Genomic DNA, 26,085 nt, shown 5'->3' on the forward strand with positions numbered 1-26,085 from the left:
CCTCACGGCCGCGTCGTCATCCCCAGCGGCGGACCGACCGTCCGCAGCGGCTCGGCGAGGCGCGCGAACTCGCACAGCAGCGCGCGCGTCTTGCGCGGGTCGATGATCTCTTCGACCCAGAACTTCTCGGCGGAGCGGAACGGCGAGCGCAGCTTGTTCAGGCGATCCTCGATCTCCTTGAGCTTGGCCTTGGGATCGGGCGCCGCATCGATCTCGGCGCGATAGGCCGCCTCGATGCCGCCTTCGAGCGGCAGCGAGCCCCAATAGGCCGACGGCCAGGCGTAGCGGATCGAGAACCGGTCGGCCGGCTGGTGCACGACACCGGCGACGCCGAACGAGTTGCGCACGATCACCGTGCACCACGGCACCGTCGACTGGTTGACCGCGGCCATCGCGCGCACGCCATGGCGGATGGTCGCCGCCTTCTCCGCCTCGAGCCCGACCATGAAGCCGGGGCAGTCCATCAGATAGACGATTGGCAGATGGAAGGTCTCGGCGAAATCGACCCAGCGGATCACCTTCTGGCAGGCGTCCGCCGTCCACGACCCGCCGGTGTGATAGGGATCGCTCGCCAGCACCATGACGGCGCGGCCTTCGAGACGCGCCAGCCCCACGATGAGCGGCCGGCCGTAGTTCTGCGCCACCTCGAAGAACGAGCCGCTGTCGACGACGGACTCGATGATCGGCCGCATCTTGTAGACGCGACGGCGATCCCGCGGCACGGCGCTGATGAGTTGCTCGTCGGCGCGCTGCGGATCATCGGTGCACGGCAAGGTCGGCGGCAGCTCGTAAACGGACGACGGCAGATAGGACAGGAAGCGGCGCGCGCAGGCGAACGCTTCCGCCTCGGTGTCGACGGCGTGATCGACGCCACCGGCCCGGGTCTGGATGTCGGCGCCGCCGAGTTCCATCTTGCCGAGGTCCTGCCCCAGCCGCTTCACGACAGGCGGTCCGGCGACGAACATCGCAGACTGCTTGGTCATGACCGAGTAGTGGCTCGCCGCGAGCCGCGCCGCGCCGAGCCCCGCCACCGAGCCGAGGCCGAGCGCGACCACGGGCACCAGCGACATGTTCTCGGTCGTGTAGCGGTACCAGCGATTGCCGCCGATGCCGCCGGGCAGATTGGCCGCGCCCTTGGTCTCGATGGTCTTGACCGAGCCGCCGCCGCCGGAGCCTTCGATGATGCGGATGATGGGCAGACGGAAGTCGTGCGCCATCTCCTCCGCCATCAGCGGTTTGGCGGCGATCGACGCATCGGCCGAGCCGCCGCGCACGGTGAAGTCGTCACCGACCACGACGACGGTGCGGCCGTCGATGCGCCCGCGCCCGAACACGCAATTGGCGGGCGTCACATGCGCGAGCTCGCCCTGCGCGTCATATTCGCCGATCCCTGAGACCGCGCCGATCTCGTGGAAGCTGCCGGGATCGACGATGCCGTCGATGCGCTCGCGAACGGTGAGGCGGCCCTGGTCGTGCTGACGCTTGACCTTGTCAGGCCCGCCCATCTCCCGCGCGAAGGCCTCGCGCCGGGCCAGTTCCTCGAGCTCCGGCTGCCAACTCATTCGTTCCCCCTGCCGCGGTGATGGTCTTGTTCTTATGATTGGACTTCGCGTTCACCTGAAGCGGCTTTCTCTCCATCCGGCTGTTGAAGACATCGGCCTCCGCGCCCTGCAGCAGCGCCGCGATGCTGAGACCGAGCTCGCGCATCGGCTCGGCCACCTCGTCATGCAGGCGCTGCTCGTCATACATCGCCGACAGCAGTCCGATCGTCAGCACGACATAGGTCTGGTACTGCGGCGACCACAGCGGCAGCGCGAGGCCATTGATGTGCGGGCTCCACAGGCCGCAGGCGACGACGTAGCCGTGCTCCTTGAGGAACTGCCTGTTGTGCTCCAGCCGCGGCCGCAGCAGCTTGGCGGCATCCGGCAGCTCCCGCTCCATCTCGGCGAGCAGCGCGTCGCCCACGTCCGGCTCGAGCGCGGCGACATAGGCGTGCCCCGCGGCCGTCGACGCCATCGAGATGCGGCTGCCCGTGGTCTCGTGCAGACCGAGTGCGTTCGCGGCGCGGCCGAACTCGAGATAGACGAGATGAAACTGGTCCGGAATGACGAAGCCGACGGTCCCGGGCAATTGCTCCGCGACGTCCTGCAGCCGCTGCCTGATCAGGTTGCGGAGCTGCAAGCCCCTGGTCATCGACGTGCTCATCGCGACGGCGCTCGGGCCGATGCGATACTTCTGATCCCGCGGCAGGTAGACCAGCTGCCCCATGCGGGTCAGCGTGTGCGTCAGCCGCGACACCGTCGAGCGCGGCAGGCCGCAGCGGTTGGAAATTTCGAGATTGCCCAGGCGCGAGTCGTGTCCCTCGAAACAGCGAAGCACGTCGAACGCCCGCGACACCACCTGGATCACCTCGCCTTCACCCGCGAGATCTCCGGGCAGCATGCCCACCCTGCTCAATCGCTCAGACCGTCGTCCCATGCGCGTTCCACTCAATTCCATGATGCGGAATTAAATTCCGCTTACAGAACAAGCTAACCCAGCCATTTTTCCCTCACAACAGCAGAGCGTTTCTAAAACCCATCGTTCTTCAGCGTGTTGGCACAAGACTCGACGTGTCCGCGCAAGTCGCAATGGCCCGACGGTATGGACACCCGACATGGTATTTTAACACCACCGTCGATCGCAACTCAGTCGACGGCGGGCGTGATGTGGCGCGTCTCGCAATGCCTCGGCCGCTCAATCCATGAGCAGCAGCAACATTTCGCCACCCTGCAACAAGTGTGGGCTGGATGCCCCACCGCCGCTGCGACATAACCACCGCGCCCTCTGGTCCCCACCGAGCTTGCCATGACCTCCGAACATCCGCGGCCGATCCGCAATCCGCAGCATTGGGCGTCCGCCGCGATGCCGCCGCTGCAGCGCTTCCTCTCGGCCTGCCATGCCGACTTCTGGCCCGACCATGACGGCGCGGTCGCAAACTACATCCCCGAACTCGGCAAGGCCGATCCGGCGCATTTCGGCATCGGCCTCGCGACGCTCGACGGCCACGTCTACGAAGTCGGCGACAGCCGGGTGCCGTTCACGATCCAGTCGATGTCGAAGCCGTTCGTGTTCGCGCTGGCGCTCGATGCGCTCGGATCGGACCAGGTCGAACGCGTCATCGGCGTCGAGCCGTCGGGCGATCCCTTCAACTCGATCCGGCTCAATGCCGAGAACCATCCGTTCAATCCGATGGTCAATGCCGGCGCGATCGCCTGCAGCGGCCTCATCCAACAAGCCCGGCACGCCGATGCGTTCGAGACGATCCGCGATGCGCTCGGCCGCTTCGCCGGCCGCAAGCTCGACGTCGACGACGCCGTGTTTGCATCGGAAGCCGCAACCGGCGACCGCAACCGCGCCATCGCCTATCTGCTGCGGACCTCCGAGGTCATCAGGGAGCCGGTCGAAGACGTGCTCGCGGTCTACTTCCGGCAATGCGCCGTGCTCGTGACCGCGCGCGACTGCGCGATCATGGCGGCGACGCTGGCCAATCGCGGCGTCAATCCGGTCACCGGGGAGCAGGTGGTGACGCCCTACGCGGTATCGCGCACGCTTTCGGTGATGACCTCCTCGGGTATGTATGACTTCGCCGGCGAATGGATCTACCGTGTCGGCATTCCCGCAAAGAGCGGCGTCGGCGGCGGCATCCTGGCGAGCCTGCCGGCGCGGCTCGGGCTCGGCAGCTATTCGCCCAGGCTCGACGGCCACGGCAACAGCGTGCGCGGCATCAAGGTCTGCGAAGCGCTGTCGGCACATTACGGCCTGCATATGCTGAACCGCTCGGACGATGCCCGCACCTCGATCATTGCCGACTACGACATCGGCGCCAACCCGTCGCGCCGAAGCCGCCGCGCGCAGGAGCGCAGCATCCTCGCCACCCATCCCGACGCGGTGCGCGTGCTCGAACTGGTCGGCACGCTGTCGTTCTCCAATGTCGACTACGTCTCGCGCCAGCTCGCAGCGGGCGCGCGTCCGCAATTCGTGATCTTCGATCTCCACCGCGTCACCGCCATGACGCCCGCCGGTCTGCGCCTCGTCGCCGAACTGTTTCATGAGCTCGCAGATTTTCACGTCACCGTCGTGCTCTCCGGCATCCGCCGGACGTCGCCGGAGTGGCAGGAGATTACCGCACTCACCGGCGACATCGGCAACGTTCGCGACTTCTATCTGCTCGACACGGCCATCGAATGGGCCGAGGATCAGATCGTCTATCGCTACGGCGGCGCGATCGACTTCCTGGAGACCACCGAGCTGGCCGAGCAGCCGCTGCTCGCCGGCCTGTCGCCGGACGAGCGCCACGAACTCGCGGCGCTTGCGATCATCCGGCATTATCAGCAGGGCGAACGTATTCTCGCCGCCGGTGACGCCGCGACCTCGCTGTTCTTCCTGCGCTCCGGCGTCGTTCACGTCACGCTGCCGGACGGCATCAGGTTGGCGACGCTGACGGCGGGGCAATGCTTCGGTGAGATGGCGCTGCTCGAACCGGTGCGCTCCGCCGACGTCATCGCCGACTTCTCCGCCACCGCGTTCGAGGTCGCGCTCGACGAGTTCGAGCGTTTCCGCACACGGCATCCGAAAGCCGGCGAGCGCATCATGCGCAATCTGGCCCAGTTGCTGGCCGAACGCCTGACGATCGCCAATGCGCGGCTGAACCTGCTCGCGGCGGATTGAGACGGCCGTCGAAGTGTCATGCGCAGCAGGCGCGCACCTAAGGTTGCAATTCACGACAACTGATAGCTTGCGGTCGATGCTGCTCATCACTCGTACTTGTACGGGTTCGCCCAAACGTTACCGGGAGTCGGTCGCAGGACAACCATAAGCGAGCCCAATTCGCGCCGCATTACCCGACGATGTTGTGAACCGTCGATGAACGCCGAGTGGGGACTCGCGAAGCAGACGTCGATGTGGGGTGTTTCCGAGTAAAATTCCAGCCGCCGTCGCGCGTGTATTTGCGCAACGGAGAGTCGTGTCCAGTGTCCAGGGAGGAAACGGCATGAAGGAAGCCACAAAGAGGGCAAGATCGGAAGCACTCGCGCACATGCTGGCGGTCACGTCCATGATCGTCATCGCCAGCGTCCTGTTCTACGGGCGATGAAGGGCTGTCTGGAGGTTCTGCGTCGCAGTTGCTTCATCGCCCGTAGGTAGGATTTGTGAGCTTGATTGCTCACGCGAACGACAGAGTTGAGTTGCGTTTGAGTTGGTAGCGTAGCGTCACAGTATTGCGTCAATCGCGCGGCGATCCGGGTCGGGACGAATGTGTGTTGCGTATCGTCCCGTCTCGGCCGGTCGTGCTCGGCTTGCGCTGTCACAGAGCGTCGCTCCATCGTCATTGCGCCTTCCCGAAGTAGGGTACCGTGCCGCCTGCGAAGGCTGTGAAGCGCGCCTCGACCGAATCGCCGATCGCAAGATCGTGGTCGCCATGGGCCATCATGCGAAAGCCCTCGCGCATATCCACCAGCACGATGTTGTAGGGCACATGCGCGCGCGTCTCCGGCGTCGCGGCGCGGCAGACCAATGACGTGGCGTAGATGATGCCTGCGCCGCTCGCGGCGTGATCGGTGAGCGCCAGCGAGCCGCAGGCGGCGCAGAAGTCGCGGCGGAAATATTGGACATGGGCGCAGCACGCGCAACGCTGATAGCGAATCGCTGCGGCGCCTTTGGTCCAGTCGGCCGATTCGCTCATCGCACCCGCTCCCAGAACATGCTGACATGCGACGACAGCACGCCGCCATCGCCATGCAGCAGCGTCAGCGCCGCATTGCGCACCTGCCGGCTGCCGGCCCGCCCTGTCATCTGCAGATGCGCCTCGTTGAGATGCGCCATCGCGCCGCCGACGCCGCAATGGCCGTAGCTCAATAGCCCGCCATGGGTGTTGAGCGGCACGGCGCCGTCACGGCTGAAATGGCCGGCTCTGACTCGCGCCGCCGCCTCGCCACGACCGGCCAGGCCGAGGTCCTCGAGCAGCATGCACAGCGTGATGGTGAAGCTGTCATAGACTGCGGCGTAGTCGACGTCCGCGATCTCGACGCCCGCAGCAGTCTTGGCCTTGGCGACCGCGATCTCGGCGCCGAGTTCGCTCAAGCGAGGCGCCGCCGTGACGTGCTGATGCGTATGGGCCTGAGCGCAGCCGCGCACGCGTATCGCAATGTTTCCGGTCGGCTCGCGGCTGACGATGATGGCCACACCGCCATCGGACACCGGGCAGCAGTCGAGCAGCTTCAGCGGCCGCGCCACCGGCTTCGACGCCATGACATCGGCAACGGTGATCGGCTCACGGAACTGGGCGCCCGGATGATCCAGCGCATGCCGGCGCATCAGCACCGCGAACTCGGCGAGGTCCTGTTCGGTGACGCCGTAGTCGTGCATGTAGCGCGACGCGACGAGGCCGTAGTAAGCGGGGATCGTGGGGCCGAGCGGCAGTTCGTAGGCAGGATGGCCGACCTGGGCCAGCGCCTGGATCGAGGCGTCACGGCTCTGCCCGGTCAGCCGGTTCTCACCGGCGACGACGAGCATGTGCCTGACGACGCCGGCCTCGACCAGGTGATGCGCGAGCATCACCATCGCCAGCCCGGTGGCGCCGCCGACCTGAACCGCGTGGGCATAGGATGGCTGGATGCCGAAATGCTCGGCAAATACGGTCGCCAGCATGATGTGGGGCGAGACGGTGGAATAGCCGCAGAGGATGCCGTCGATGTCACGCCGCGTCAGCTCGGCGTCGTCCAACGCAAGCTGCGCCGCCATGCTCATGAGATCGAGTGACGAGCGCCCGTCGTGCTTGCCGAACGAGGTGAGGCCGGTGCCGGTGATGTAGGTCATCGTGCCATCCACCTGCTCTGCTGCGCTTGTCTCGCTGCACCCAGGGTCGCATCGGCGAACGCCCCATGGCGCTTGACCCGAGATCGCGCGCCGCAGGCGGTGCGCCCCCTCGCCCCGCTTGCGGGGAGAGGGTTGGGGTGAGGGGGACTCTCCACGAACTCGGTGCGCGGAGAGCCCCCCTCACCCGGATTGCATCTACGATGCAATCCGGCCTCTCCCCGCACGCGGGGAGAGGCGAGCACCGCGCGGGCCCCGCGGCATGTGCTCGCGTCGGCCAGTCCGGCAAACCGGCTAGCGCCGTGATCCTCACACGACGAGTCTTTGCGGGGTACCCCCCTCCCTGCCACTTCCCCACAAGGCGGGAGGGAATGCGGGCATCGTGCGTCCATCACAATTGTCTTCATCATTTCAGCGAGCGCATCTTCAGTACGATTTGGGCAGGCCGAGCACCTTCTCGGCGATGAAGGACAGGATCAGTTGCGGACTGATCGGGGCGATCCGGGGGATCAGGGATTCGCGCAAGTATCGCTCCACGTGGTACTCGCGCGCGTAGCCAAATCCGCCATGGGTCATGACCGCCTGCTCGCAGGCGTGGAAGCCGGCCTCTGCCGCGAGATATTTCGCGGCGTTGGCGGCGGGTCCGCAAGGCTGGCCCTGGTCGTATTGCCAGCCGGCCTGCAGCACCATCAGCCACGCGGCTTCCAGCTCCATCCAGTTCTTGGCCAGGGGATGCTGGATGCCCTGGTTCTGGCCGATCGGCCGATTGAAGACGTTGCGCGTCTTCGCGTAGGCGCTGGCGCGCGACAGCGCGAGATGGCCGAGCCCGACGGCTTCGGCGGCAATCAGGATGCGCTCCGGATTCATGCCATGCAGGATGTAGTCGAATCCCCGCCCCTCCTCGCCGAGGCGATCCTCGACCGGAATCTCGACATCCTCGAAGAACAGCTCGTTGGAGTCGACCGGCTTGCGGCCCATCTTCTCGATCTCGTGGACCTTGATGCGGCTGCGATCGAAATCGGTGTAGAACAGGCTGAGCCCATGGGTCGGGCGCTTCACCTCATCGAGCGGCGTCGTGCGCGCCAGCAAGAGCATCTTCTCGGCGACCTGTGCGGTCGAGATCCAGACCTTCTGACCGTTGACGATGTAGCGGTCGCCCTTGCGCACGGCGCGGGTCTTGAGCTGCGTGGTGTTGAGGCCGGTATTGGGCTCGGTCACCGCGAAGCAGGCCTTCTCGCTGCCGTCGACGATGCCCGGCAGCATGCGCGCGCACTGCTCCTTGGTGCCGAACACGACGACCGGATTGAGGCCGAACACGTTCATGTGGATCGCCGAGGCGCCGGACATCCCGGCGCCGGATTCGGCGATGGTGCGCATCATGATCGCCGCATCGAGAATGCCGAGGCCGGAGCCGCCATACTCTTCGGGGATGCAGATGCCGAGCCAGCCGGCCGCGGCCAAGGCCTTGTGGAAGTCAGCGGGGAAACCACCCTCCTTGTCCTTCTTCAGCCAGTAGGCATCGTCGAAATCAGCGCAGATTTTTGCCACCGCATCGCGGATCGAGACCTGATTGGCCGAGAGCGCGAAATCCATCTGATCACTCCTTCGCAGGTGCCGGCGTCGTCGCGCCGTCACGGATCATTGCGGCGATCTCGTCATCCGAAAATCCGAGCTCGTGCAAAATCGCCTCGCCATGCTCGTTGGGCCGCGCTGCCAGACGCTGCGGCTCTGCCTTGGTCTCGGACCAGGTTGCCGAGACGCGCGTGCTGCGGATCGGGCCTTCGGTCGGATGCTGCACGACGGGAAAGAAATTCGTCGCGGCGAGATGCGGATCGTGCAGCAGGCTTTCGAGGTCGTGCATCGGCATGACCGGGATGTCGGCTGCATCCAGCAACGCGGTCCATTCGGCCGTGGTGCGCGTCTCGAAGATGCGAGCGAGCTCGGCATAGACGTGATCGATATTGGCGGCGCGCCTGGCAAAGCTGTTGAAGCGCTCGTCGGCGCGCAGGTCGGTGCGGCCGGACGCGGTGAAGAACGCGTCCCATTGCTTGTCGTTGTAGACGATGACGCAGACATGGCCGTCGGCCGTCTTGTACGGCCGGCGATCCGGGGACAAGTGGCGCGGATAGCCGCCGCGGTCGAGCGGCGGGTCGTAGGTCAGTCCACCCATGTGGTCGCCCATGATGAAGGCCGCCATGGTCTCGAACATCGGCACGTCCAGGCGCTGGCCGCGGCCGGTGCGGTCGCGGTGCACGAGGCTCGCGCAGATGGCGCCGACGGCGGTGAGCCCGACGATGCGGTCGACCAGCGCGTTCGGCACATAGCGCGGCGTGCCGTCGCCGGCCACCGCCATCAGGTGCGACAGCGCGGCGCCGCCCTGAATCAGATCGTCATAGGCGGGCTTGGCCGCATAGGGGCCGTCCTGGCCGAAGCCGAACACGCCGGCATAGACCAGCCGCGGATTGAGCGCCGAGATCAGTTCATAGCCGAGGTTCAGCCGCGCCATCGCCTGCGGACGAATGTTGTAGAGCAGGACGTCGGCGTCCTTGACCATGCGCAGCACGGCCTCGCGGCCCGTCGGCTTCTTCAGGTCGAGGCAGATCACGCGCTTGCTGCGGTTGGTGTTGAGGGTCACCGGCCCCATGCCGGGATGGTGCCACGGGCCGATCTTGCGGGTGACGTCGCCCTCTGGCGACTCCACCTTGATGACGTCGGCGCCGTAGTCGCCGAGCGTCTGGGCGGCATACGGCCCCATCAGCACGGTGGTCATGTCGATGACCTTGATGCCCGCAAGCGGTCCCATCGCAGCGCCGTCTCCCTCGTTCGTTATTGTGGCCAGAGCTAACGGCACTGCGGGTTTTGGGGCAAGCCGCTCCACGCGTATGGGGCCATGCACGGCGCCGTGACACGGAATTTCGAGGCACCCAGGCCTCATGGTTCTCAGTCTGAGGGTTGAGAGCGATGCTCGTATGAACTTTTTCGAGATCTCGGGTGAGCTGTTTCCCCTCGCCCTGAGGAGCCCGCCGCAGGCGGGCGTCTCGAAGGGCGAGGCCGCCCTTGGGGCCTCATGGTTCGAGACGCGCCACGCGCTCAAGAGTCGTCCTCTCCCTGGCTTCTGGGGCGCGCGGCGCTCCTCACCATGAGGTTCTGGCACCCAAGGCGGTCCTGCACACCGACCATGAACACGCCAAGAGGCGTGTTCATGGAGAGGTTCGAAAGCTGGGGCGGCACTGCACACCGGACCATCAAAACGCCGAGTGGCGCGTTCATGGAGAGGGTCGAGAGCGCCGACCGGATGGAGATCTCTGATATCTCGCCGCTGCACCGCACCAGATGTTCCATGCGAACTGGTGCATTCTGCGATTCCCTTCCGCCGCGGAGCTGTGTCAGCATGTCCGCCCGACATCCAACGACACCACACAGGGAGAACGCTGTCATGACGCTCTATCAGGGCAAATGCTTCTGCGGCGCGGTCGAGCTCGAGGCCGATGGCGAGCCGGAGGCGATGGGCTATTGCCATTGCGCGTCGTGCCGGTCCTGGTCGGCCGGCCCCGTCAACGCCTTCACCCTGTGGAAGCCGGCCAATGTGCGCGTGACCAAGGGCGCGGATGCGATCGGCACCTATCACAAGACCGACATGAGCCACCGCAAATACTGCACCAAATGCGGCGGGCATCTGATGACCGACCATCCGCCGCTCGGCATGATCGATGTCTATGCCGCGACGATTCCGAGCCTGAAGTTCGCGCCCGGCGTCCACGTCAACTATGCGGAGAGCGTGTTGCCGATCAAGGACGGGCTGCCGAAGCTGAAGGACTTTCCGGCCGAGTTCGGCGGCTCCGGCGAGATGATGCCGGAGTGATGCGGGCACCGCGCATGGTGCGCACACGAGCATGTTGGACCTCGCGACAGGATCTGTCCGAGCTTTGCTGAGCGAGTCCGCCCTCTTTCGAGACAGAGGGCGCAGGGAAGGCCAGGTGCCGACTGGCACCCGTGGCTCCCGTGCGAAAGAAAGCACGGGGAGAGAACCACAGGTTCAGCCGGATCAACCCGGCCTTCCCTGCGCGATGGTTTTCACGCTTATCTCGCGCTCTCCTCGGTGCACCGGCCTTTTGGCCACCGTCGCCCTTGGGATCATCACCCGCCGGCTTGGCATCAGCATCGGGATGCCGGGACCACGCGAATTCACGTCCGCAACCTGCCGTTCGTCCGCATGCTCTCGCACGCTGCGGCAAATCGCGGCCACCGCATCCCTGCCTCAACGTTCGTGACGATCGCGAAGCGCCCCTCTGGCGAAGCAGGATGGCGGCACTCAACCACAATTTCTGTAAAAGCGAAAGTCGAATATTTTTCGCGAAGGGACTGGACAGCCCAAATCAGCCTGAACGGACAGGCGAAATTCGCCGATCGGCGCAGCGCGCCTGGACGCTATGCAACACCGGCCTCGGAGCTTCACCGTCATGGCGAGGAGCACCGCCTTGCGACGCGTTCAGGCGATGCTCTCGCATCCCCTGAGAACCATGAGGCCGCAGTGAGGCCTCGCCCTTCGAGACGACCGCCTTGGGGGCGGTCTCCTCAGGGTGAGGGTGACGGTCGTGCGGGACGATAGAGCGAGACGATCCCTCCATGAGCACACTCTTCGTGTTCATGGTCCGGTGTGCAGTGCCTCGGCTTTTGAACCTCTCCATGAACACGCGGCTGATGACCAACCTGCCGCGCCAATCTCGGAACCCGAACCTCATGGTGAGGAGCGCCGCGCCATTCTATCAATTCGAAGTAGCGTCGTCGATCGCGGCGCGTCTCGAACCATGAGGCCCGGCTGCGCCGGTTCGCTGGCGCGATCTGCTCAGACCTGCGCCCTCTCCGCATCCCGCTGCGGCGCCAGTTCCGGCGCCGTGTCGGGGGGGCGCCGGTCCAGCTCCTCGATCATGCCGCGCGCGATCTCGCGCTCGCCCATGATGACGACATCGGCGCCGAGCGATCTGAGGTGGTCGACCTCGGCGTCCGAATGCGCGCGCGCCACGATCCGCAGGCCCGGATTGGCCGCACGCGCCTGCTCGACGATCTGTCCGGCCTCGAACGCCTCGGGGATCGCGATCACCAAGGTGTGCGCCCCGGCGGGGTTGGTGGCCCGCAGCACGTTGCCGCGCGCCGCGTTGCCGACGATCGTCTCGACGCCGGCGTCCTTCAACTGCTTCAGGATGTCTTCGGACGTCTCCACCGCGAGGAAGGTCTGCCCGCGCTGCTGCAGGGCCTCGCCGACGAGCCGGCCGACGCGACCGTAGCCGACGATGATCGTATGCTCCGTCAGCTGCGTCACGCGGATCTCGGCCGGCGGCGGCGCTGCGGGAGCCAAGACGTCGGCGCGGCGGCGCTCCAGCCGCGGCAGCAGCCAATCGAGGGCTGCGAACATCAGCGGATTGAGCATGATCGAGATGATGGCACCGGCCAGGATCAGGTCGCGGCCGGCTTTCGGCAGCAGGTTGGTCGCGCCGCCGATCTCGGCGAGGATGAAGGAAAACTCGCCGATCTGGGCGAGACTGGCCGAGATCGTCAGCGCCGTCGAGGCCGGATGGCGAAACGCGACCACGATCAGGAATGCGGCGAGCGACTTGCCGAACAGGATGATGAACAGGGTCGCCAGCAGCGGCCAGGGCTCGCGGATGATGCTGGCGGGATCGAACAGCATGCCGGCCGAGACGAAGAACAGCACCGCGAAGGCGTCGCGCAGCGGCAGCGATTCCTGCGCCGCGCGCTGGCTCAGCGGCGACTCGCCGAGCATCATGCCGGCAAAGAAGGCGCCGAGCGCCAGCGACACGCCGAACAGCTTGGTCGAGCCGAAGGCGACGCCAAGCGCGATCGCGAGCACCGCCAGCCGGAACAGCTCGCGCGAGCCGGTGTGGGCGATGTAATGCAGGATCCACGGGATCAGCCGGCGTCCGACCACCAGCATCAGCGCCATGAAGACGCCGATCTTGACGAAGGTCAGCAGCAGCACGCCGGGAAGCCCGAGCCCGAACCGGGCGGCGAGCGGGTCCGACATGAGCGCCTCGCCATTCCCGTTGGAAAGGCTGGCGAAGGCCGGGATCAGCACCAGCGCCAGCACCATCGCGAGGTCTTCGACGATCAGCCAGCCGACCGCGATGCGGCCCCGCTCGGTGTCCATCAGCCGCCGCTCCTGCATCGCGCGCAACAGCACCACGGTGCTGGCCACCGACAGCGCGAGACCGAACACGAGGCCCGCGCCGATCGGCCAACCCATTGCCCAGCCCAGCGCCATGCCCATCAGCGTGGCGGCGGCGATCTGCACGATCGCGCCGGGCACGGCGATGGCGCGCACCGACATCAGATCCTTGAGCGAGAAATGCAGGCCGACGCCGAACATCAGGAGAATGATGCCGAGCTCGGCGAGCTCCGTGGCCAGCGCCTGATCGGCGACGAAGCCGGGCGTGAAGGGGCCGACGGCGACGCCGGCCAGGAGATAGCCGACCAGCGGCGGAAACCGGAACCGCTGCGCGAGGGCTCCGAAGACGAAGGCAAGGCCGAGGCCAGCGACGATGGTCGCGATGAGAGGTGTGTCGTGCGGCATCTCGACTTGTTGCACAGGATGGCGCTGTGCGCACCGCGACCAAGTGAGGCAGAGTTCCCCCGGGCAGATGCATGGGGATGATGCCCATCCGGCTCGCGAATTCGGTGGTGAAGATCGCGATCGGTTCCGTATGATCGGACACGAGCCATCACGGGGTGCCCTGACACAATGCCCGCCGATCTCGTCCAGACGTTTCGCGCCTTCGCCTACAACAACGCATGGGCGAACCATCGCCTGCTGACCGCCTGCGCCAAGCTTGGCGCGGAAGAATTCGCCGCCGAGCGCACGGGCTTCTTCCCCAGCCTGCAGAAGACCTTGAACCACATCTACGTCATCGACCTGTTCTACGTCGACGCGCTGGAGGGCGGCTGGCTCGGCCCGATGGCGTGGCAGGACCAGGTGCCGTTCCCGCGCCTGCCCGATCTCGTCAAGGCGCAGACCGCGATGGACCGCCGCCTGATCGGCTTCTGCGAGGCGCTGACGCCGGCGCGGCTCGACGACACCGTCCGCATCAACCGCGAGACGCGGGTGCAGAACGAGCGCTGCGACCGACTCCTGCTGCATCTGTTCCAGCACGACATCCATCACCGCGGCCAGGCCCACGCGATGCTGTCGTCGACATCGGTCGCGCCGCCGCAGCTCGACGAGTTCTTCCCGGCCGACGACGCAACGTTGCGGGCCGGCGATTTCAGCGCGCTGGGGTTCAGCGAGGAGAAGGTGTGGAAGGGCTGAGGAGCCGTGGCAATCGTAGGGTGGGCAAAGGCGCAGACGTGCTGTCTCCTCACACGAGATCGCAGTGGCGCCGTGCCCACCATCTTGCTGATGAGTTCGCCGTTCGATGGTGGGCACGCCGCCGCCTGCGGCGGCCGCTTTGCCCACCCTACGACAGCTAAGCCTGGGCTCGCGCCCTCGCAACATTGCAAGGCGTGCGCCGAGGTACCTGCCTGGAGAATACTCCGCCTACTTCACCGGCTCCAAAATCGACACGTAGTTGGCGACGGCGGCGCCGCCCATGTTGAAGATGCCGCCGAGCTTGGCGTTGGGGAGTTGCATGCCCCCGGGTGCGGAGCCGGTGAGCTGCATCGCGGTCATCACGTGCATGGAGACGCCGGTTGCGCCGATCGGGTGGCCCTTGGCTTTCAGGCCGCCGGACGGATTGACCGGGAGCATGCCGTCCTTGAGCGTCCAACCTTCCTTGATGGCGCGGGCGCCCTGCCCGCGCGGCGTCAGGCCCATTGCCTCGTACTCGATCAGTTCGGCCACGGTGAAACAGTCATGAGTCTCGACGAAGGAGAGATCCGACAAAGTGACGCCGGCCTTTTCCAGGGCGCGCTGCCAGGCGACGGTGCAGCCCTCGAAGGCGAGGATGTCGCGCTTGGACATCGGCAGGAAGTCCTGCGCATGCGCTGTGGCGCGGACATTGACGGCCTTGGCAAAGGACTTCGCGGTCTCGCTGTCGGCCAGCACGAGCGCGGCAGCGCCGTCGGACACCAGCGAGCAGTCGGTGCGCTTCAGGGGGCCGGCGACATACGGATTCTTCTCGCTCTCGGAGCGGCAGAACTCGAAGCCGAAATCCTTGCGCATCTGCGCGAACGGATTGGCGACGCCGTTCTTGTGGTTCTTGGCGGCGATCAGCGCCAGCGCGTCCGACTGGTCGCCATATTTCTGGAAATAGCCCTGCGCAATCTTGCCGAACACGCCGGCGAAGCCGCCGACGGTGTCACCGTCCTCCGGCAGATAGGAGGCCTTGAGCAGGTTCTTGCCAATCTCCGGACCCGGCGTGCGCGTCATCTGCTCGACGCCGACGACGAGGACGATCTTGGCCGCGCCAGCGGCAATCGCCCGGATGCCCTGGTGGACGGCGGCAGAGCCCGTGGCGCAGGCGTTCTCGACCCGCGTCGCCGGCTTGAAGCGCAGCGCCGGATCGGCCTGCAGCACCAGCGAGGCGGTGAAGTCCTGGGCTGAGAAGCCGGCGTTGAAATGGCCGAGCACGATCTCGTCGACGTCGCCGGCCGAAATGCCGGCGTCGGCGAGCGCCTCATTGGCGACCTTGACGACGAGGCTCTCGACGGTCTCGGCGTCGAATTTCCCGAACGGCGTATGCGCCCATCCGACGATGCTGGCGGTCATGCTGTCTCTCCCGAATGTCTCCCTGCCCTCACATGGCGCGTTGCGCCATGTGAGTCCAGAGGCTGGTGGCGGTCTCAGGCCACGAACTTGCCACCGAGCTCATCCTCGATGTGGATCCGGATGATGTCGTCGAAGGTCTTTTCCTCGGTCGTGAAGCCGAGCTCGCGCGCCCGCTTCGCCTCGAATGTCCGCGGCCAGCCGGCGACGATGCCGACGATGAACGGATCGGGCTCGCGCCGGATGCGGGCGGCGACGGCGTCTCCGGCCACGCGCCGCAGCGCTGCGATCTGCTCGCCGACGGTCGCCGTCAGCCCGGGCATGGTGAGGTTGCGGCGCGGGCCGATCCTGGCCGTATCCATGGTCGCGGCGTGCAGCAGGAAGCCGACGGCCGAGCGCGGCGTCGCATGCCAGTGCTGGACGTCTTCGGACACCGGCAGCACCGCTTCCTTGCCCGCCAGCGGCTCGCGCAGGATGTTGGAGAAGAAGCCGGAGGCGGCCTTGTTGGGTGCGCCGGGACGGATGCAGATGGTCGGCAGCCGGATGCCGACACCGTCGAAGAAGCCGCGGCGGCTGTAATCGGCCAGCAGGAGCTCGCCGATCGCCTTCTGGGTGCCGTAGCTCAGGAGCGGTGCATTGACGAACTCGTCGCCGATGGCGTCCGGGAACGGCGCGCCGAACACCGCGATCGACGAGGTGAAGACCAGCCGCGGCTTGTAGCCGTCGCCGATCAGCCTGACCGCGTCGAACAGCATCCGCGTGCCGTCGAGGTTGATGCGGTAGCCCTTGTCGAAATCGAGCTCGGCCTCGCCCGAGACGATCGCGGCGAGATGGAAGATCACGTCGGGACGGCCGGCGACGAGCTTCTCGGCGAAGCCTGCCACGGCGAAGTCGCCGGCGATGGTCTCGACCGCGATGGCCGTGTCGGGCTTCGACGGCGCGACGATGTCCTGCAGGGTCATGCGGGTGATGGCGCTATTGCCGAGGCGGCCGTCGCGGATGAGCCGCTCCACCAGCTTGCGCCCGACCATGCCGGCGGCGCCGAGAACGAGAATATGCAAGGGATGCTCCTTGTTTCTTTTTGTTTGATCACGGCCGCGATCATCGCCGTTGCGAATGCGGTCGACATTACTGTGCCCTCTCCCCTTGTGGGAGAGGGCATCACCGCAGGTGCCGCATGCTCGATTGGGTGAGGGGTTGGTCCCACGAGCTCCGCCGTCGCGGAGAGAGACCCCTCACCCGGCGGCGCGCTTCGCGCGCCACCACCCTCTCCCACAAGGGGAGAGGGTGCACCACCCGTGCGGCGCCGTGTCCGTTCTAGTGCGAAAGCCGCCCTACTCCTTCACCGCGCCGGTCATGGCCGACACATAATGCTCGACGAAGAAGGCGTAAAGGATCACGAGGGGCAGCGAGCCGACCAGGGCGCCGGCCATCAACGATCCCCATTTGTAGATGTCGCCGTCGACGAACTCGTTGACGATCGCGACCGGCACGGTCTTGTTCGGGGTCGATTGCAGGAAGGTCAGCGCGTAGATGAACTCGTTCCAGCACAAGGTGAACGAGAAGATGAAGGCCGAGATCAGGCCGGGCACCGCGAGCGGCACCACGATCTTGACCAGGATCTGCCAGCGGCTGGCGCCGTCGATCAGGGCGCATTCCTCGAGCTCGAACGGGATGGTCTTGAAGTAGCCCATCAGGAGCCAGGTCGAGAACGGGATCAGCAAGGTCGGATAGACCAGGATCAGGGACAGCGGCGAATCGAACAGGCCGTAGGCCTGGATCACCGAGGCCAGCGGGATGAACAGGATCGACGGCGGCACGAGGTAGGCGAAGAAGATCAGCACGCCGACGGTGTCGGCGCCCTTGAAGCGCAGCCGCACGATGGCGTAGGCCGCGAGCACGGAGGCGAAGATCGACAAGGTGGTGGCGCCGACCGCGACATACATCGTGTTCCACAGCCAGCGAGGATATTGCGTCTCGAACAGCAGTTTCGAGATGTGCTTGAAGGTCGGATGCACCACCCAGAACGGGTTGTACTTCTCCATGTCGATCAGCTGCTCGTCGGGTTTGATCGAGGTCAGCCCCATCCAATAGAACGGGAACAGCAGCACCACGAGGATGATGAACAGCGGCAGATAGAGCGTGACGAGCCGGCGCGGCAGCGACTCGAGGTAGCTCATGCCCTCGGATTCGTCGGAGCCGGCCGTGGTGGGCGCCTTGGCGTGCAGCGTGGTGTCGGTCATTGGTCGGATCCTTGCTGCCATTTGCGCCGTTGCATGCCGAACCAGGAGATCGCGATCGCCGCGGCCAGGAACGGGATCATCGCGGTGGCAATCGCGGCGCCCTCGCCGAGCCGGCCCGAGATGATGCCGCGCTGATAGCTGAGCGTCGCCATCAGATGGGTGGCGTTGACCGGGCCGCCGCGGGTCAGCGCCCAGATCAGCTGGAAGTCGGTGAAGGTGAACAGCACCGAGAATGTCATGACCACCGCGATGATCGGCGTCAGCAAGGGATAGGTGATGAAGCGGAAGCGCTGCCAGCTGGTGGCGCCATCGAGCGTCGCGGCCTCATACAGCGAGGGCGACACGGTCTGCAGGCCGGCGAGCAAGGTGATGGCGACGAACGGCACGCCGCGCCAGATGTTGGCGATGATGACCGAGGCGCGCGCCCAGGAGGTGTCGCCGAGGAAGTTGATGTTCTGGGTGATGACGCCGAGCTTGATCAGCGACCAGGAGATGATCGAAAATTGCGAGTCGTAGATCCACCAGAACGCGATCGCCGACAGCACGGTGGGCACGATGAAGGGGATCAGCACGATGGCACGGATCAGTGCCTTGAACGGCATGTGCCGGTTCAAGAGCAGCGCGAGATACAGACCGATCGCGAATTTGATGGCTGATGCCACGATGGTGTAGAGCAGCGTGTTGAATACCGACAGCCAGAAGATCGAATCGTCCCACAGCCATTCATAGTTCTCGACCCCGACGAAGACGCCGCTGCGGCCGATCTTCTCGTCGGTGAAGCTCATCCAGACGCCTAAGCCGAGCGGATAGGCCAGGAACAGGATCAGGAACGCCGCCGCCGGCAGCATGAACCACAGCGCGATGACGTTGCGGTTGGTCTTGATCCGCGCCCATGCCGAAGGCTCGCTGATGGCGGCGCCTCGCGGCAACGTGGTCTGAATGGTACTCATGTATCCAGCAGCTCCAATTCCGGAGACGTAGCAGCAGGCGGCGATCAATCCGCGTCCTCGTCGTCGCGAGTGAAGCGAAGCAATCCAGGGCCGAACAGAAGGTCTGGGATTGCTTCGTCGCCTTTCGGCTCCTCGCAATGACGAAAATCACGAACCCGTAGGGTGGGCAAAGGACTCGGCGCGATGCTCGCATCGTGCCGAGACCGTGCCCACCGCCGGTGGTGCGATATGGTCGGTGGGCACGGCGCGCGAGACATCGCGATCCCTCGCGTCGATCCCGGCGCGCCTTTGCCCACCCTACGCAGTCAACAAACGCCGGCGCGATTGACGCCGGCGCTGACCGCCTCAGCGGAAGATGCGCTTGGCCGAGCGCTCGGCGCTCGCCATCGCCGTCTTCACGTCCTCGCGGCCGGTGCAGTAGTTCGCGAACATGTCGACCAGGACGAAGTCGGCGATCGCGGCCGCAGCCGCCTCGCCGAGCTTGCCGAGGCCGGCCGGCGTGGTCGCTGTGGCGGCAACCTCGCGATACGGCGTGTTCTTCGGATCGACCGTCCAGATCGGGTTGGCGTCGTAGGCCTTGAGGAAGTGCGACAGATACCCCTGCGCCGCCTCGATCCACGGATTGAACTGCTCCGGCTCCAGCATGAAGGCGGTGAACGCCTTGCAGGTCTGCGGGTACTTGGAGAAGTTGAACACCAGGATCGGGAAGCCCAGATGCATCTCGCGGGTCTTGCCGTCGAGGCCGGGCGGCAGATGCGCGTGGTTCATGTCCTCGGCGATCTGCGGCGCCTCCTTCTTGGCGGTGACGTAGATCGAGATGCCGTTGACGGTCGCGTAAAGCTGGCCGGCCAGGAACGCCTTGTTGTTGGACGAGTCGTTCCACGACGCGGTGCCCGGCACGAAGTTGTCGTACAGGCCCTTGACGTATTCGAGCGCCTTGGCGGTCTCGGGCGAGTTGATGACGACCTTGTTGTCCTTGTCGATCAGGTTGCCGCCATGCGCCCACAGCGCCCAGTGCACCCAGCCATTGGCGTCGCCCGAGGCGTGGCCGAGCGCCATGCCGCCGGGGGTGCCGTTCTTGTTCATCGCCTTGAAGAACTCGGACAGACCCGCGAGGTCCTTCGGGAACTCCTTGAAGCCGGCCTTCTCGGCCGCGGAGATGCGGTAGTTGACGAGACCGCCGGTGGCGGCGACGGGGATGCCGATCCACTTGCCGTCGAGCATGCCATAGGCCTTGCCCGAGTCGGTCCAGCCGCCGCACTTCTTGCCGAGGTAGTCGGCAACGTCGGTCATGTCGACGCATTTGTTGGAGAACAGGAAGGGCAGCGTGTACAGGCCCCACACCATGTCGAGCCCCTGTCCCGTATTGGCCGCGACCGAGGCCTTGGGCTGGACGTCGTCATAGGATTCGTTGGAGATGTTGATGGTGACGTTGTTGGCCTTCTGGAAGGCGTCGACGATCTTCATGAAGGCCACGTCCTCGGCCTCGACGAAGCGCTTCCAGCGCATCATGTTGATCTTGGCGCCGGGCTCCGGCTTGAACGGCGAGGTCTGCGCCCAGGCCTTGGCGTAGCCGAGCAGATCCTCGGCCGACATCGTGGCGGCTGCCGCCAAAAGGGTCGCGCCGCCCTTGAGCAAAGACCGCCGGTCCGTGGGGAAATGCGTCATCTGAAGTTTTCTCCCGTTGAATATATTGCTTGTTTTGCTTGTTGTATTCTTGCGTCGCGCGGCCGGATCAAAGTCTCCGGCCGCTGTCCTTGTCGAACAGATGCGCCGCCGACGCGCGCGGACGCAAATGGATCTTCTCGCCGGGATTGACCTCGTGGCGATCGCGGAACACCGCGATGATGTCCTGGGTGCCGATGCGGGCGACGATCTGGGTCTCCGATCCCGTCGGCTCGACCACGACGACCTCGGCCTCGATGCCGTCGTCGGCGAGTTCGAGATGCTCGGGCCGCACGCCGTAGACGACGGGACGGCCGTCGGACGCGGCAGGTGCCGTCAGGATCGGCAGCTTGGCGCCGTTCTCGGTCTCGACATAGACCGAGCCGTTGGACTTGAGATGACCGTTGAGGAAGTTCATTGCCGGCGAGCCGATGAAGCCGGCGACGAACTGATTGTCCGGCTTGTCGTAGAGGTCGAGCGGCGAGCCCATCTGCTCGACGATGCCGTCATGCATCACGACGATCTTGTCGGCCATGGTCATGGCTTCGATCTGGTCGTGGGTGACGTAGACGGTGGTGGTCTTGAGCCGCTGATGCAGTTCCTTGATCTCGGTCCGCATCGCCACGCGCAGCTTGGCGTCGAGATTGGACAGCGGCTCGTCGAACAGGAACACCTGCGGATCGCGCACGATGGCGCGGCCCATCGCGACGCGCTGGCGCTGGCCGCCGGAGAGCTGGCGCGGATAGCGGTCGAGCAGCGGCGTCAGCGCCAGGATCTCGGCGGCGCGCGCCACGCCCTTCTTGATGTCCTCGGGCCGCGCGCCGCGCAGCTTCAGCGAGAAGCCCATGTTGTCGGCGACGGTCATGTGCGGATAGAGCGCGTAGTTCTGGAACACCATCGCGATGTCGCGCTCTTTCGGCTGCACGTTGTTGACGACGCGCTCGCCGATCGAGATCGTTCCGGCGGTGATGTTCTCGAGACCAGCGAGCATGCGCAGCAGCGTCGACTTGCCGCAGCCGGACGGCCCGACCAGCACGACGAACTCGCCATCCTCGATCGGGATGGTCACGCCGTGCAGGACCTCGAATCCGCCGAACGATTTGCGCACGTCGCGAATTTGCACCGACGACATCAATTTCCTCCTCAAAGACCGGCAGCATTGGCTGCATGCCGGCGGCTTCCTGACCGTTGTTCTCGGCCGTTTGATCTGGCCGCTTGTCGTTGTCTCGTTCGCCGCGTTTCTTGTTATTGTTCTTGATCGTCTCGACTGCGTTGCGAAACTGGAAACCAGCTTCGCAGAGATCGTCCGCAGTTCAAATCCGTCGCAATGCTTCGCTTAGCAACCACGTGATAGCGCTGTCAATATCGCTTGTGTACCAGACCGCCTATGCTATGAGCAACGCATGGGACGGAAACGCATCACGCCGGGCAAAGCACGGCTGACCGAAGTCGCTGCACTGGCGGGCGTCAGCCCGATCACGGTGTCACGCTTCTTCCGCAATCCCGACACGGTCTCGGCCGCGCGCCGCCTGCGGATCGAGAGCGCCGCCAAGGATCTCGGCTACGTCCCGAACCTCGCTGCGCGCGCGCTCGCATCGCAACGCACCGAAGTGATCGGCGTGCTGATACCGTCCCTCACCAACAACGTGTTCTCCGACGTGCTGCGCGGCATCTATGACGCGTTCGAAGGCAGCCGCTACAGCATCCAGCTGGCCAACACCCGCTACAGTGTGCTGCAGGAGGAGCGCCTGCTGCGGCTGTTCCTGATGCAGAAGCCCGCCGGCCTGATCGTGACCGGCGTGGATCAGACGGCGGAAGGCCGTGCGATCGTGCAGGCGGCCGATTGTCCCGTGGTGCAGATCATGGAGCTCGGCACTGATCCGATCGACATGATGATCGGCTTTTCTCACGTCGACGCCTGCTTTGCAGCGATTTCGCACCTTCTCGCCCAGGGCTGCCGGCGCATCGGCTTCCTGGGCGCGCGCATGGACCCAAGGGTGCAGCGCCGCCTGCAGGGCTACCAGAACGCGATGAGAGGCGCCGGGCTGTTCGATCCGCGACTGATCGTCACAACCGCGGTTCCGACCTCGACGACCATGGGCGGCAGCCTGTTCTCGGATCTGATCCTGCGGGCGCCGGATCTCGATGCCGTGTTCTGCGCCAATGACGACCTCGCGCTGGGCGTGCTGTTCGAATGCCAGCGGCGGCACATCGCCGTGCCCGAGCAGATCGCGATCGTCGGCTTCAACGACATGGAGTTCATGGCCGCTGCCGTTCCGGCGCTCACCAGCGTGCGGACCAATCGCTACGAAATGGGCCTGCGCGCTGCGACCATGATCATGGACGAGATCGAGGGGCGCGAGGTCACCGCCCGCGTCGTCGATCTCGGCTTCGAGGTGATCGAACGGCAGAGTTCGACGCTGCAGCGCGCGGCCGCGACCGCCGCGGCGCAAGCCGACCGGGCCTCGGGAACAAAATGGTAGCGCAACCAAAACTGCTGATCTAGAACCACGCGAGCCGACGACCACTTAAACCAAAGACGTAGGCGATCATCGAAGCCGGTCAATTGCTCCTGACTGCTGTGTTCCGTTTCACGCAATCGTTGCGGGAGCGGAGCACCCCTGACAGACCGGCTCGCACCGTTTGCACTGCGGGAGAAAACGAATGACAAAATCCAACGGACATGCCGGCAACGGCGCTGACAAGAGCCGCAAGCTGCGGTCACAGGCCTGGTTCAACGATCCGCACAATCCGGGTATGACCGCGCTCTATCTCGAGCGCTATCTCAACTACGGCCTGACCCGCGCCGAGTTGCAGTCCGGCAAGCCGATCATCGGCATCGCACAAACGGGTAACGACCTCTCGCCCTGCAACCGGCATCACATCGAGCTGGCGCATCGCGTCCGCGAGGGCATCCGCGCCGCCGGCGGCATCGCGATGGAATTTCCGACCCATCCGATCCAGGAGACCGGCAAGCGGCCGACCGCGGCGCTCGACCGCAACCTCGCTTATCTCGGCCTCGTCGAAATCCTGTTCGGCTATCCGCTCGACGGCGTGGTGCTGACCACCGGCTGCGACAAGACCACACCGGCCTGCCTGATGGCGGCTGCGACCGTGAACATTCCCGCCATCGTGCTGTCGGGCGGGCCGATGCTGAATGGCTGGCACGAGGGCCAGCGTACCGGCTCCGGCACCGTGGTGTGGAAGTCGCGCGAGCGGCTGGCCGCGGGCGAGATCGGCTACGAGGAATTCATGCAGATCGTGGCGTCCTCGGCGCCGTCGGTCGGGCACTGCAACACCATGGGCACGGCCTCGACGATGAATGCGCTCGCCGAGGCGCTCGGCATGTCCCTGCCCGGCTGCGCCGCCATCCCGGCGCCGTATCGCGAACGCGGCCAGATCGCCTATGAGACCGGTGAGCGGATCGTCGACATGGTCTGGGAGGACCTCAAGCCGTCGGACATCCTGACGCGCAAGGCGTTCGAGAACTGCATTGTCGCCAACTCGGCGATCGGCGGCTCGACCAATGCGCCGATCCACATCAACGCGCTGGCGCGCCATGTCGGTGTCGAGCTCAATATCGATGACTGGCAGACATTCGGCCACGACGTGCCGCTGCTGGTCAACATGCAGCCGGCCGGCTTCTATCTCGGCGAGGAATTCCATCGCGCCGGCGGCGTGCCGGCGGTCATCGGCGAGCTGATTCGCCACAAGCGCATCCACGAGGACGCGATCACCGTCAACGGCCGCAGCATGGGCGACAATTGCCGCGCAGCGCCGAAGCCCGACAACGACGTGATCTGGTCCTACGACAAGCCGCTGGTGAAGGATGCCGGCTTCCTGGTGCTGCGCGGCAATTTGTTCGATTCCGCGATCATGAAGACCAGCGTGATCTCCAAGGAGTTCCGCGACCGCTATCTCGTCAACCCGAAGGACCCCAATGCCTTCGAGGGCCGCGCCATCGTGTTCGAGGGCCCGGAGGACTATCACGACCGCATCGACGATCCGCAGCTTGCGATCGACGAGCACTGCGTGCTGTTCATCCGCGGCGCCGGCCCGATCGGCTATCCCGGCGGCGCCGAGGTCGTGAACATGCAGCCGCCGGCGGCGCTGATCAAACGCGGCATCCTGTCCCTGCCCTGCATCGGCGACGGCCGGCAGTCCGGCACCTCGGGCTCGCCGTCGATCCTCAACGCCTCGCCGGAGGCTGCGGCCGATGGCGGGCTTGCGATCCTGAAGACGGGGGACAGAGTGCGCATCGACCTCAACAAGGGCTCGGCCAACATCCTGATCTCGGATGAGGAGCTGGCGAAGCGTCGCGCCGAGCTGAAGGCCCGGGGGGGCTTCCCGCATCCGGCCAACCAGACGCCGTGGCAGGAGCTCTATCGCAACACCGTCGGCCAGCAGGCCACCGGCGCCTGCATGGAGCTCGCCACGCGATACCAGAACATCGCCGGCACCGTGGGTGTGGCAAGGCATAATCATTGAACCAGCTATCGTCATGGCGAGCGAAGCGACCTGTCCGCCATAGCCCGAAGGGCGACGGCGGAAGCAATCCAGGGCCCAGCAAGAGACTCTGGATTGCTTCGTCGCTTCGCTCCTCGCAATGACGGAGAAAGACAAACACCAGAGTCCCAGGGAGACCCCATGTCCGACCGCCTCAAGGGCAAACGCGCCTTTGTCACCGCCGCCGCCGCCGGCATCGGCCGTGCCTGCGCCGTCGCTTTCGCGCGGCAAGGCGCCACCGTGTTCGCCAGCGATATCGACGAGAAGGGCTTGGCCACGCTGAAGAGCGAGGGCATTGCCGAGGTCGCAACTCTCGACGTCAGCAACACGGCAGCGGTGAACGCGATGGCCGAGCGGGTGGGCAAGGTCGAGATCCTGCTCAATGCCGCAGGCTTCGTGCACAATGGCAGCATCCTCGACTGTTCGGATGACGACTGGGATTTCTCGTTCGACCTCAACGTCAAGTCGATGCACCGCACGATCCGCGCCTTCCTGCCGAAGATGCTGACTGATGGCGGCGGCGCGATCGTCAACATCGCCTCCGCTGCCGGCGTGTTCAAGGCCGCGCCGAACCGCTACGTCTACGGTGCGACCAAGGCCGCGGTGGCGGCGCTGACGCGCTCGGTCGCCGCCGATTTCGTCGGCAAGCAGATCCGCTGCAACTGCATCTGCCCGGGCACGATCGAAACACCCTCGATGCTCGGCCGAGCCGCCTCCGCCGGCCCGAACGGGCTGGAGATGTTCATCTCGCGCCAGCCGATGGGCCGGCTCGGCACCGCCGAGGAGATCGCGCATCTGGCCGTCTATCTCGCCAGCGACGAGAGCGCATTCACCACCGGCGTGGCGCACACCATCGACGGCGGCTGGACGCTGTAGTTTCTCCTCATCCTGAGGAGCCGCGCACGCGGCGTCTCGAAGGATGGGGCCCGGATGCCTGGGGGCCTCATGGTTCGAGACGCGCTCACGCGCTCCTCACCATGAGGTTCAAAAGCCGAAGCACTGCACACCGGACCATGAACACGCCGAGAGGCGTGCTCATGGAGAGGGTTTCGCGTCGAAGGCGGCGGCGCGGCACGTTCATTTTCGGGGCACACCTTCGCTCCTCACCCTGAGAGGGTGTGAATCTTTCTCAAAGATTTCGGGTTTGCCAGGG

19 protein-coding genes are annotated in these 26,085 nt (G+C 65.6%); 6 read left to right on the plus strand and 13 right to left on the minus strand.

Annotated features, from left to right (window positions below; all coding sequences use genetic code 11):
- Positions 1 to 2: 2 nt before the first annotated feature.
- Both ACQR1B_RS30935 and ACQR1B_RS30940 read right to left on the minus strand, forming a co-directional pair.
- Positions 3 to 1,562 carry an acyl-CoA carboxylase subunit beta gene (locus tag ACQR1B_RS30935; protein ID WP_434836491.1) on the minus strand — a complete coding sequence of 520 codons (1,560 nt, stop codon included), beginning with the start codon at positions 1,560 to 1,562 and terminating at the stop codon, positions 3 to 5.
- Positions 1,492 to 2,478 (minus strand): IclR family transcriptional regulator, encoded by a 987-nt coding sequence (locus ACQR1B_RS30940; protein WP_434836490.1) that lies wholly within the window; start codon positions 2,476 to 2,478, stop codon positions 1,492 to 1,494. Before ACQR1B_RS30940 ends, ACQR1B_RS30935 begins: the two co-directional genes overlap by 71 nt.
- A 369-nt stretch (positions 2,479 to 2,847) precedes the next feature.
- On the opposite strand from ACQR1B_RS30940, the gene glsA reads away from it, so the two are divergent.
- On the plus strand, positions 2,848 to 4,710 hold the full coding sequence (gene glsA, locus ACQR1B_RS30945) for a glutaminase A (RefSeq protein ID WP_434836489.1): 1,863 nt from the start codon (positions 2,848 to 2,850) through the stop codon (positions 4,708 to 4,710).
- A gap of 655 nt (positions 4,711 to 5,365) precedes the next feature.
- On the opposite strand, the gene ACQR1B_RS30950 is transcribed toward glsA, so the two are convergent.
- The 4 genes from ACQR1B_RS30950 to ACQR1B_RS30965 form a co-directional block, all read right to left on the minus strand.
- Positions 5,366 to 5,722 carry a Zn-ribbon domain-containing OB-fold protein gene (locus ACQR1B_RS30950; protein WP_434836488.1) on the minus strand — a complete coding sequence of 119 codons (357 nt, stop codon included), beginning with the start codon at positions 5,720 to 5,722 and terminating at the stop codon, positions 5,366 to 5,368.
- A complete protein-coding gene (locus ACQR1B_RS30955) occupies positions 5,719 to 6,855 on the minus strand; it encodes a thiolase family protein (RefSeq protein WP_434836487.1) in 1,137 nt (378 codons plus the stop codon). The genes ACQR1B_RS30950 and ACQR1B_RS30955 overlap by 4 nt, the downstream gene beginning before the upstream one ends.
- Before the next feature lie 423 nt (positions 6,856 to 7,278).
- Positions 7,279 to 8,445, minus strand: a complete 1,167-nt coding sequence (locus tag ACQR1B_RS30960; RefSeq protein ID WP_434836486.1) for an acyl-CoA dehydrogenase family protein — start codon at positions 8,443 to 8,445, stop codon at positions 7,279 to 7,281.
- Between the two features lie 4 nt (positions 8,446 to 8,449).
- Positions 8,450 to 9,655 carry a CaiB/BaiF CoA transferase family protein gene (locus tag ACQR1B_RS30965; RefSeq protein WP_434836485.1) on the minus strand — a complete coding sequence of 402 codons (1,206 nt, stop codon included), beginning with the start codon at positions 9,653 to 9,655 and terminating at the stop codon, positions 8,450 to 8,452.
- A gap of 633 nt (positions 9,656 to 10,288) precedes the next feature.
- Here ACQR1B_RS30965 and ACQR1B_RS30970 point away from each other — a divergent pair.
- The gene (locus tag ACQR1B_RS30970) at positions 10,289 to 10,714 is read left to right on the plus strand and encodes a GFA family protein (protein ID WP_434836484.1); all 426 of its coding nucleotides are present in this window, start codon (positions 10,289 to 10,291) and stop codon (positions 10,712 to 10,714) included.
- Positions 10,715 to 11,698: 984 nt separating this feature from the next.
- Here the strand turns inward: ACQR1B_RS30970 and ybaL are convergent.
- Positions 11,699 to 13,441 (minus strand): YbaL family putative K(+) efflux transporter, encoded by a 1,743-nt coding sequence (gene ybaL / locus ACQR1B_RS30975; protein WP_434836483.1) that lies wholly within the window; start codon positions 13,439 to 13,441, stop codon positions 11,699 to 11,701.
- A 168-nt stretch (positions 13,442 to 13,609) separates the two neighbouring features.
- Between ybaL and ACQR1B_RS30980 the strand changes: the two genes are divergently transcribed.
- Complete coding sequence (locus tag ACQR1B_RS30980) at positions 13,610 to 14,173, plus strand: DinB family protein (protein ID WP_434836482.1); 564 nt, start codon at positions 13,610 to 13,612, stop codon at positions 14,171 to 14,173.
- Between the two features lie 228 nt (positions 14,174 to 14,401).
- Here the strand turns inward: ACQR1B_RS30980 and ACQR1B_RS30985 are convergent, their stop codons facing one another.
- The 6 genes from ACQR1B_RS30985 to ACQR1B_RS31010 form a co-directional block, all read right to left on the minus strand.
- The gene (locus ACQR1B_RS30985) at positions 14,402 to 15,571 is read right to left on the minus strand and encodes an acetyl-CoA acetyltransferase (RefSeq protein WP_434836481.1); all 1,170 of its coding nucleotides are present in this window, start codon (positions 15,569 to 15,571) and stop codon (positions 14,402 to 14,404) included.
- Between the two features lie 74 nt (positions 15,572 to 15,645).
- A complete protein-coding gene (denD, locus tag ACQR1B_RS30990; RefSeq protein ID WP_434836480.1) occupies positions 15,646 to 16,629 on the minus strand; it encodes a D-erythronate dehydrogenase in 984 nt (327 codons plus the stop codon).
- Between the two features lie 273 nt (positions 16,630 to 16,902).
- Positions 16,903 to 17,811: a carbohydrate ABC transporter permease gene (locus tag ACQR1B_RS30995; RefSeq protein WP_284417625.1), complete on the minus strand. Its 909-nt coding sequence runs from the start codon at positions 17,809 to 17,811 to the stop codon at positions 16,903 to 16,905.
- Entirely contained in the window at positions 17,808 to 18,761 is a 954-nt protein-coding gene (locus ACQR1B_RS31000) for a carbohydrate ABC transporter permease (RefSeq protein WP_434836479.1), read from the minus strand. Before ACQR1B_RS31000 ends, ACQR1B_RS30995 begins: the two co-directional genes overlap by 4 nt.
- 345 nt (positions 18,762 to 19,106) lie before the next feature.
- A complete protein-coding gene (locus ACQR1B_RS31005) occupies positions 19,107 to 20,429 on the minus strand; it encodes an ABC transporter substrate-binding protein (protein WP_434836478.1) in 1,323 nt (440 codons plus the stop codon).
- 67 nt (positions 20,430 to 20,496) lie between these two features.
- Positions 20,497 to 21,558, minus strand: a complete 1,062-nt coding sequence (locus tag ACQR1B_RS31010) for an ABC transporter ATP-binding protein (protein WP_434836477.1) — start codon at positions 21,556 to 21,558, stop codon at positions 20,497 to 20,499.
- 271 nt (positions 21,559 to 21,829) lie between these two features.
- Between ACQR1B_RS31010 and ACQR1B_RS31015 the strand changes: the two genes are divergently transcribed.
- From ACQR1B_RS31015 to ACQR1B_RS31025, 3 genes are all read left to right on the plus strand, one after another.
- Positions 21,830 to 22,909, plus strand: coding sequence for a LacI family DNA-binding transcriptional regulator (locus ACQR1B_RS31015; protein WP_434836476.1), 1,080 nt, complete (start codon positions 21,830 to 21,832; stop codon positions 22,907 to 22,909).
- A 181-nt stretch (positions 22,910 to 23,090) separates the two neighbouring features.
- On the plus strand, positions 23,091 to 24,914 hold the full coding sequence (locus tag ACQR1B_RS31020; RefSeq protein ID WP_434836475.1) for an IlvD/Edd family dehydratase: 1,824 nt from the start codon (positions 23,091 to 23,093) through the stop codon (positions 24,912 to 24,914).
- 159 nt (positions 24,915 to 25,073) lie between these two features.
- Positions 25,074 to 25,808 (plus strand): SDR family oxidoreductase, encoded by a 735-nt coding sequence (locus ACQR1B_RS31025; protein ID WP_434836474.1) that lies wholly within the window; start codon positions 25,074 to 25,076, stop codon positions 25,806 to 25,808.
- The last annotated feature ends 277 nt before the right edge of the window (positions 25,809 to 26,085 follow it).

This window comes from Bradyrhizobium oligotrophicum, assembly GCF_051168495.1.
GTDB classification, from domain to species: domain Bacteria; phylum Pseudomonadota; class Alphaproteobacteria; order Rhizobiales; family Xanthobacteraceae; genus Bradyrhizobium; species Bradyrhizobium oligotrophicum_A.

Bases quoted from the DNA above. Each gene is read 5' to 3' on its own strand.
- ACQR1B_RS30935 (WP_434836491.1), bottom strand. From the start codon at position 1,562: ATGAGTTGGCAGCCGGAGCTCGAGGAACTGGCCCGGCGCGAGGCCTTC.
- ACQR1B_RS30940 (WP_434836490.1), bottom strand. From the start codon at position 2,478: ATGGGACGACGGTCTGAGCGATTGAGCAGGGTGGGCATGCTGCCCGGA.
- glsA (WP_434836489.1), top strand. From the start codon at position 2,848: ATGACCTCCGAACATCCGCGGCCGATCCGCAATCCGCAGCATTGGGCG.
- ACQR1B_RS30950 (WP_434836488.1), bottom strand. From the start codon at position 5,722: ATGAGCGAATCGGCCGACTGGACCAAAGGCGCCGCAGCGATTCGCTAT.
- ACQR1B_RS30955 (WP_434836487.1), bottom strand. From the start codon at position 6,855: ATGACCTACATCACCGGCACCGGCCTCACCTCGTTCGGCAAGCACGAC.
- ACQR1B_RS30960 (WP_434836486.1), bottom strand. From the start codon at position 8,445: ATGGATTTCGCGCTCTCGGCCAATCAGGTCTCGATCCGCGATGCGGTG.
- ACQR1B_RS30965 (WP_434836485.1), bottom strand. From the start codon at position 9,655: ATGGGACCGCTTGCGGGCATCAAGGTCATCGACATGACCACCGTGCTG.
- ACQR1B_RS30970 (WP_434836484.1), top strand. From the start codon at position 10,289: ATGACGCTCTATCAGGGCAAATGCTTCTGCGGCGCGGTCGAGCTCGAG.
- ybaL (WP_434836483.1), bottom strand. From the start codon at position 13,441: ATGCCGCACGACACACCTCTCATCGCGACCATCGTCGCTGGCCTCGGC.
- ACQR1B_RS30980 (WP_434836482.1), top strand. From the start codon at position 13,610: ATGCCCGCCGATCTCGTCCAGACGTTTCGCGCCTTCGCCTACAACAAC.
- ACQR1B_RS30985 (WP_434836481.1), bottom strand. From the start codon at position 15,571: ATGACCGCCAGCATCGTCGGATGGGCGCATACGCCGTTCGGGAAATTC.
- ACQR1B_RS30995 (WP_284417625.1), bottom strand. From the start codon at position 17,811: ATGACCGACACCACGCTGCACGCCAAGGCGCCCACCACGGCCGGCTCC.
- ACQR1B_RS31000 (WP_434836479.1), bottom strand. From the start codon at position 18,761: ATGAGTACCATTCAGACCACGTTGCCGCGAGGCGCCGCCATCAGCGAG.
- ACQR1B_RS31005 (WP_434836478.1), bottom strand. From the start codon at position 20,429: ATGACGCATTTCCCCACGGACCGGCGGTCTTTGCTCAAGGGCGGCGCG.
- ACQR1B_RS31010 (WP_434836477.1), bottom strand. From the start codon at position 21,558: ATGTCGTCGGTGCAAATTCGCGACGTGCGCAAATCGTTCGGCGGATTC.
- ACQR1B_RS31015 (WP_434836476.1), top strand. From the start codon at position 21,830: ATGGGACGGAAACGCATCACGCCGGGCAAAGCACGGCTGACCGAAGTC.
- ACQR1B_RS31020 (WP_434836475.1), top strand. From the start codon at position 23,091: ATGACAAAATCCAACGGACATGCCGGCAACGGCGCTGACAAGAGCCGC.
- ACQR1B_RS31025 (WP_434836474.1), top strand. From the start codon at position 25,074: ATGTCCGACCGCCTCAAGGGCAAACGCGCCTTTGTCACCGCCGCCGCC.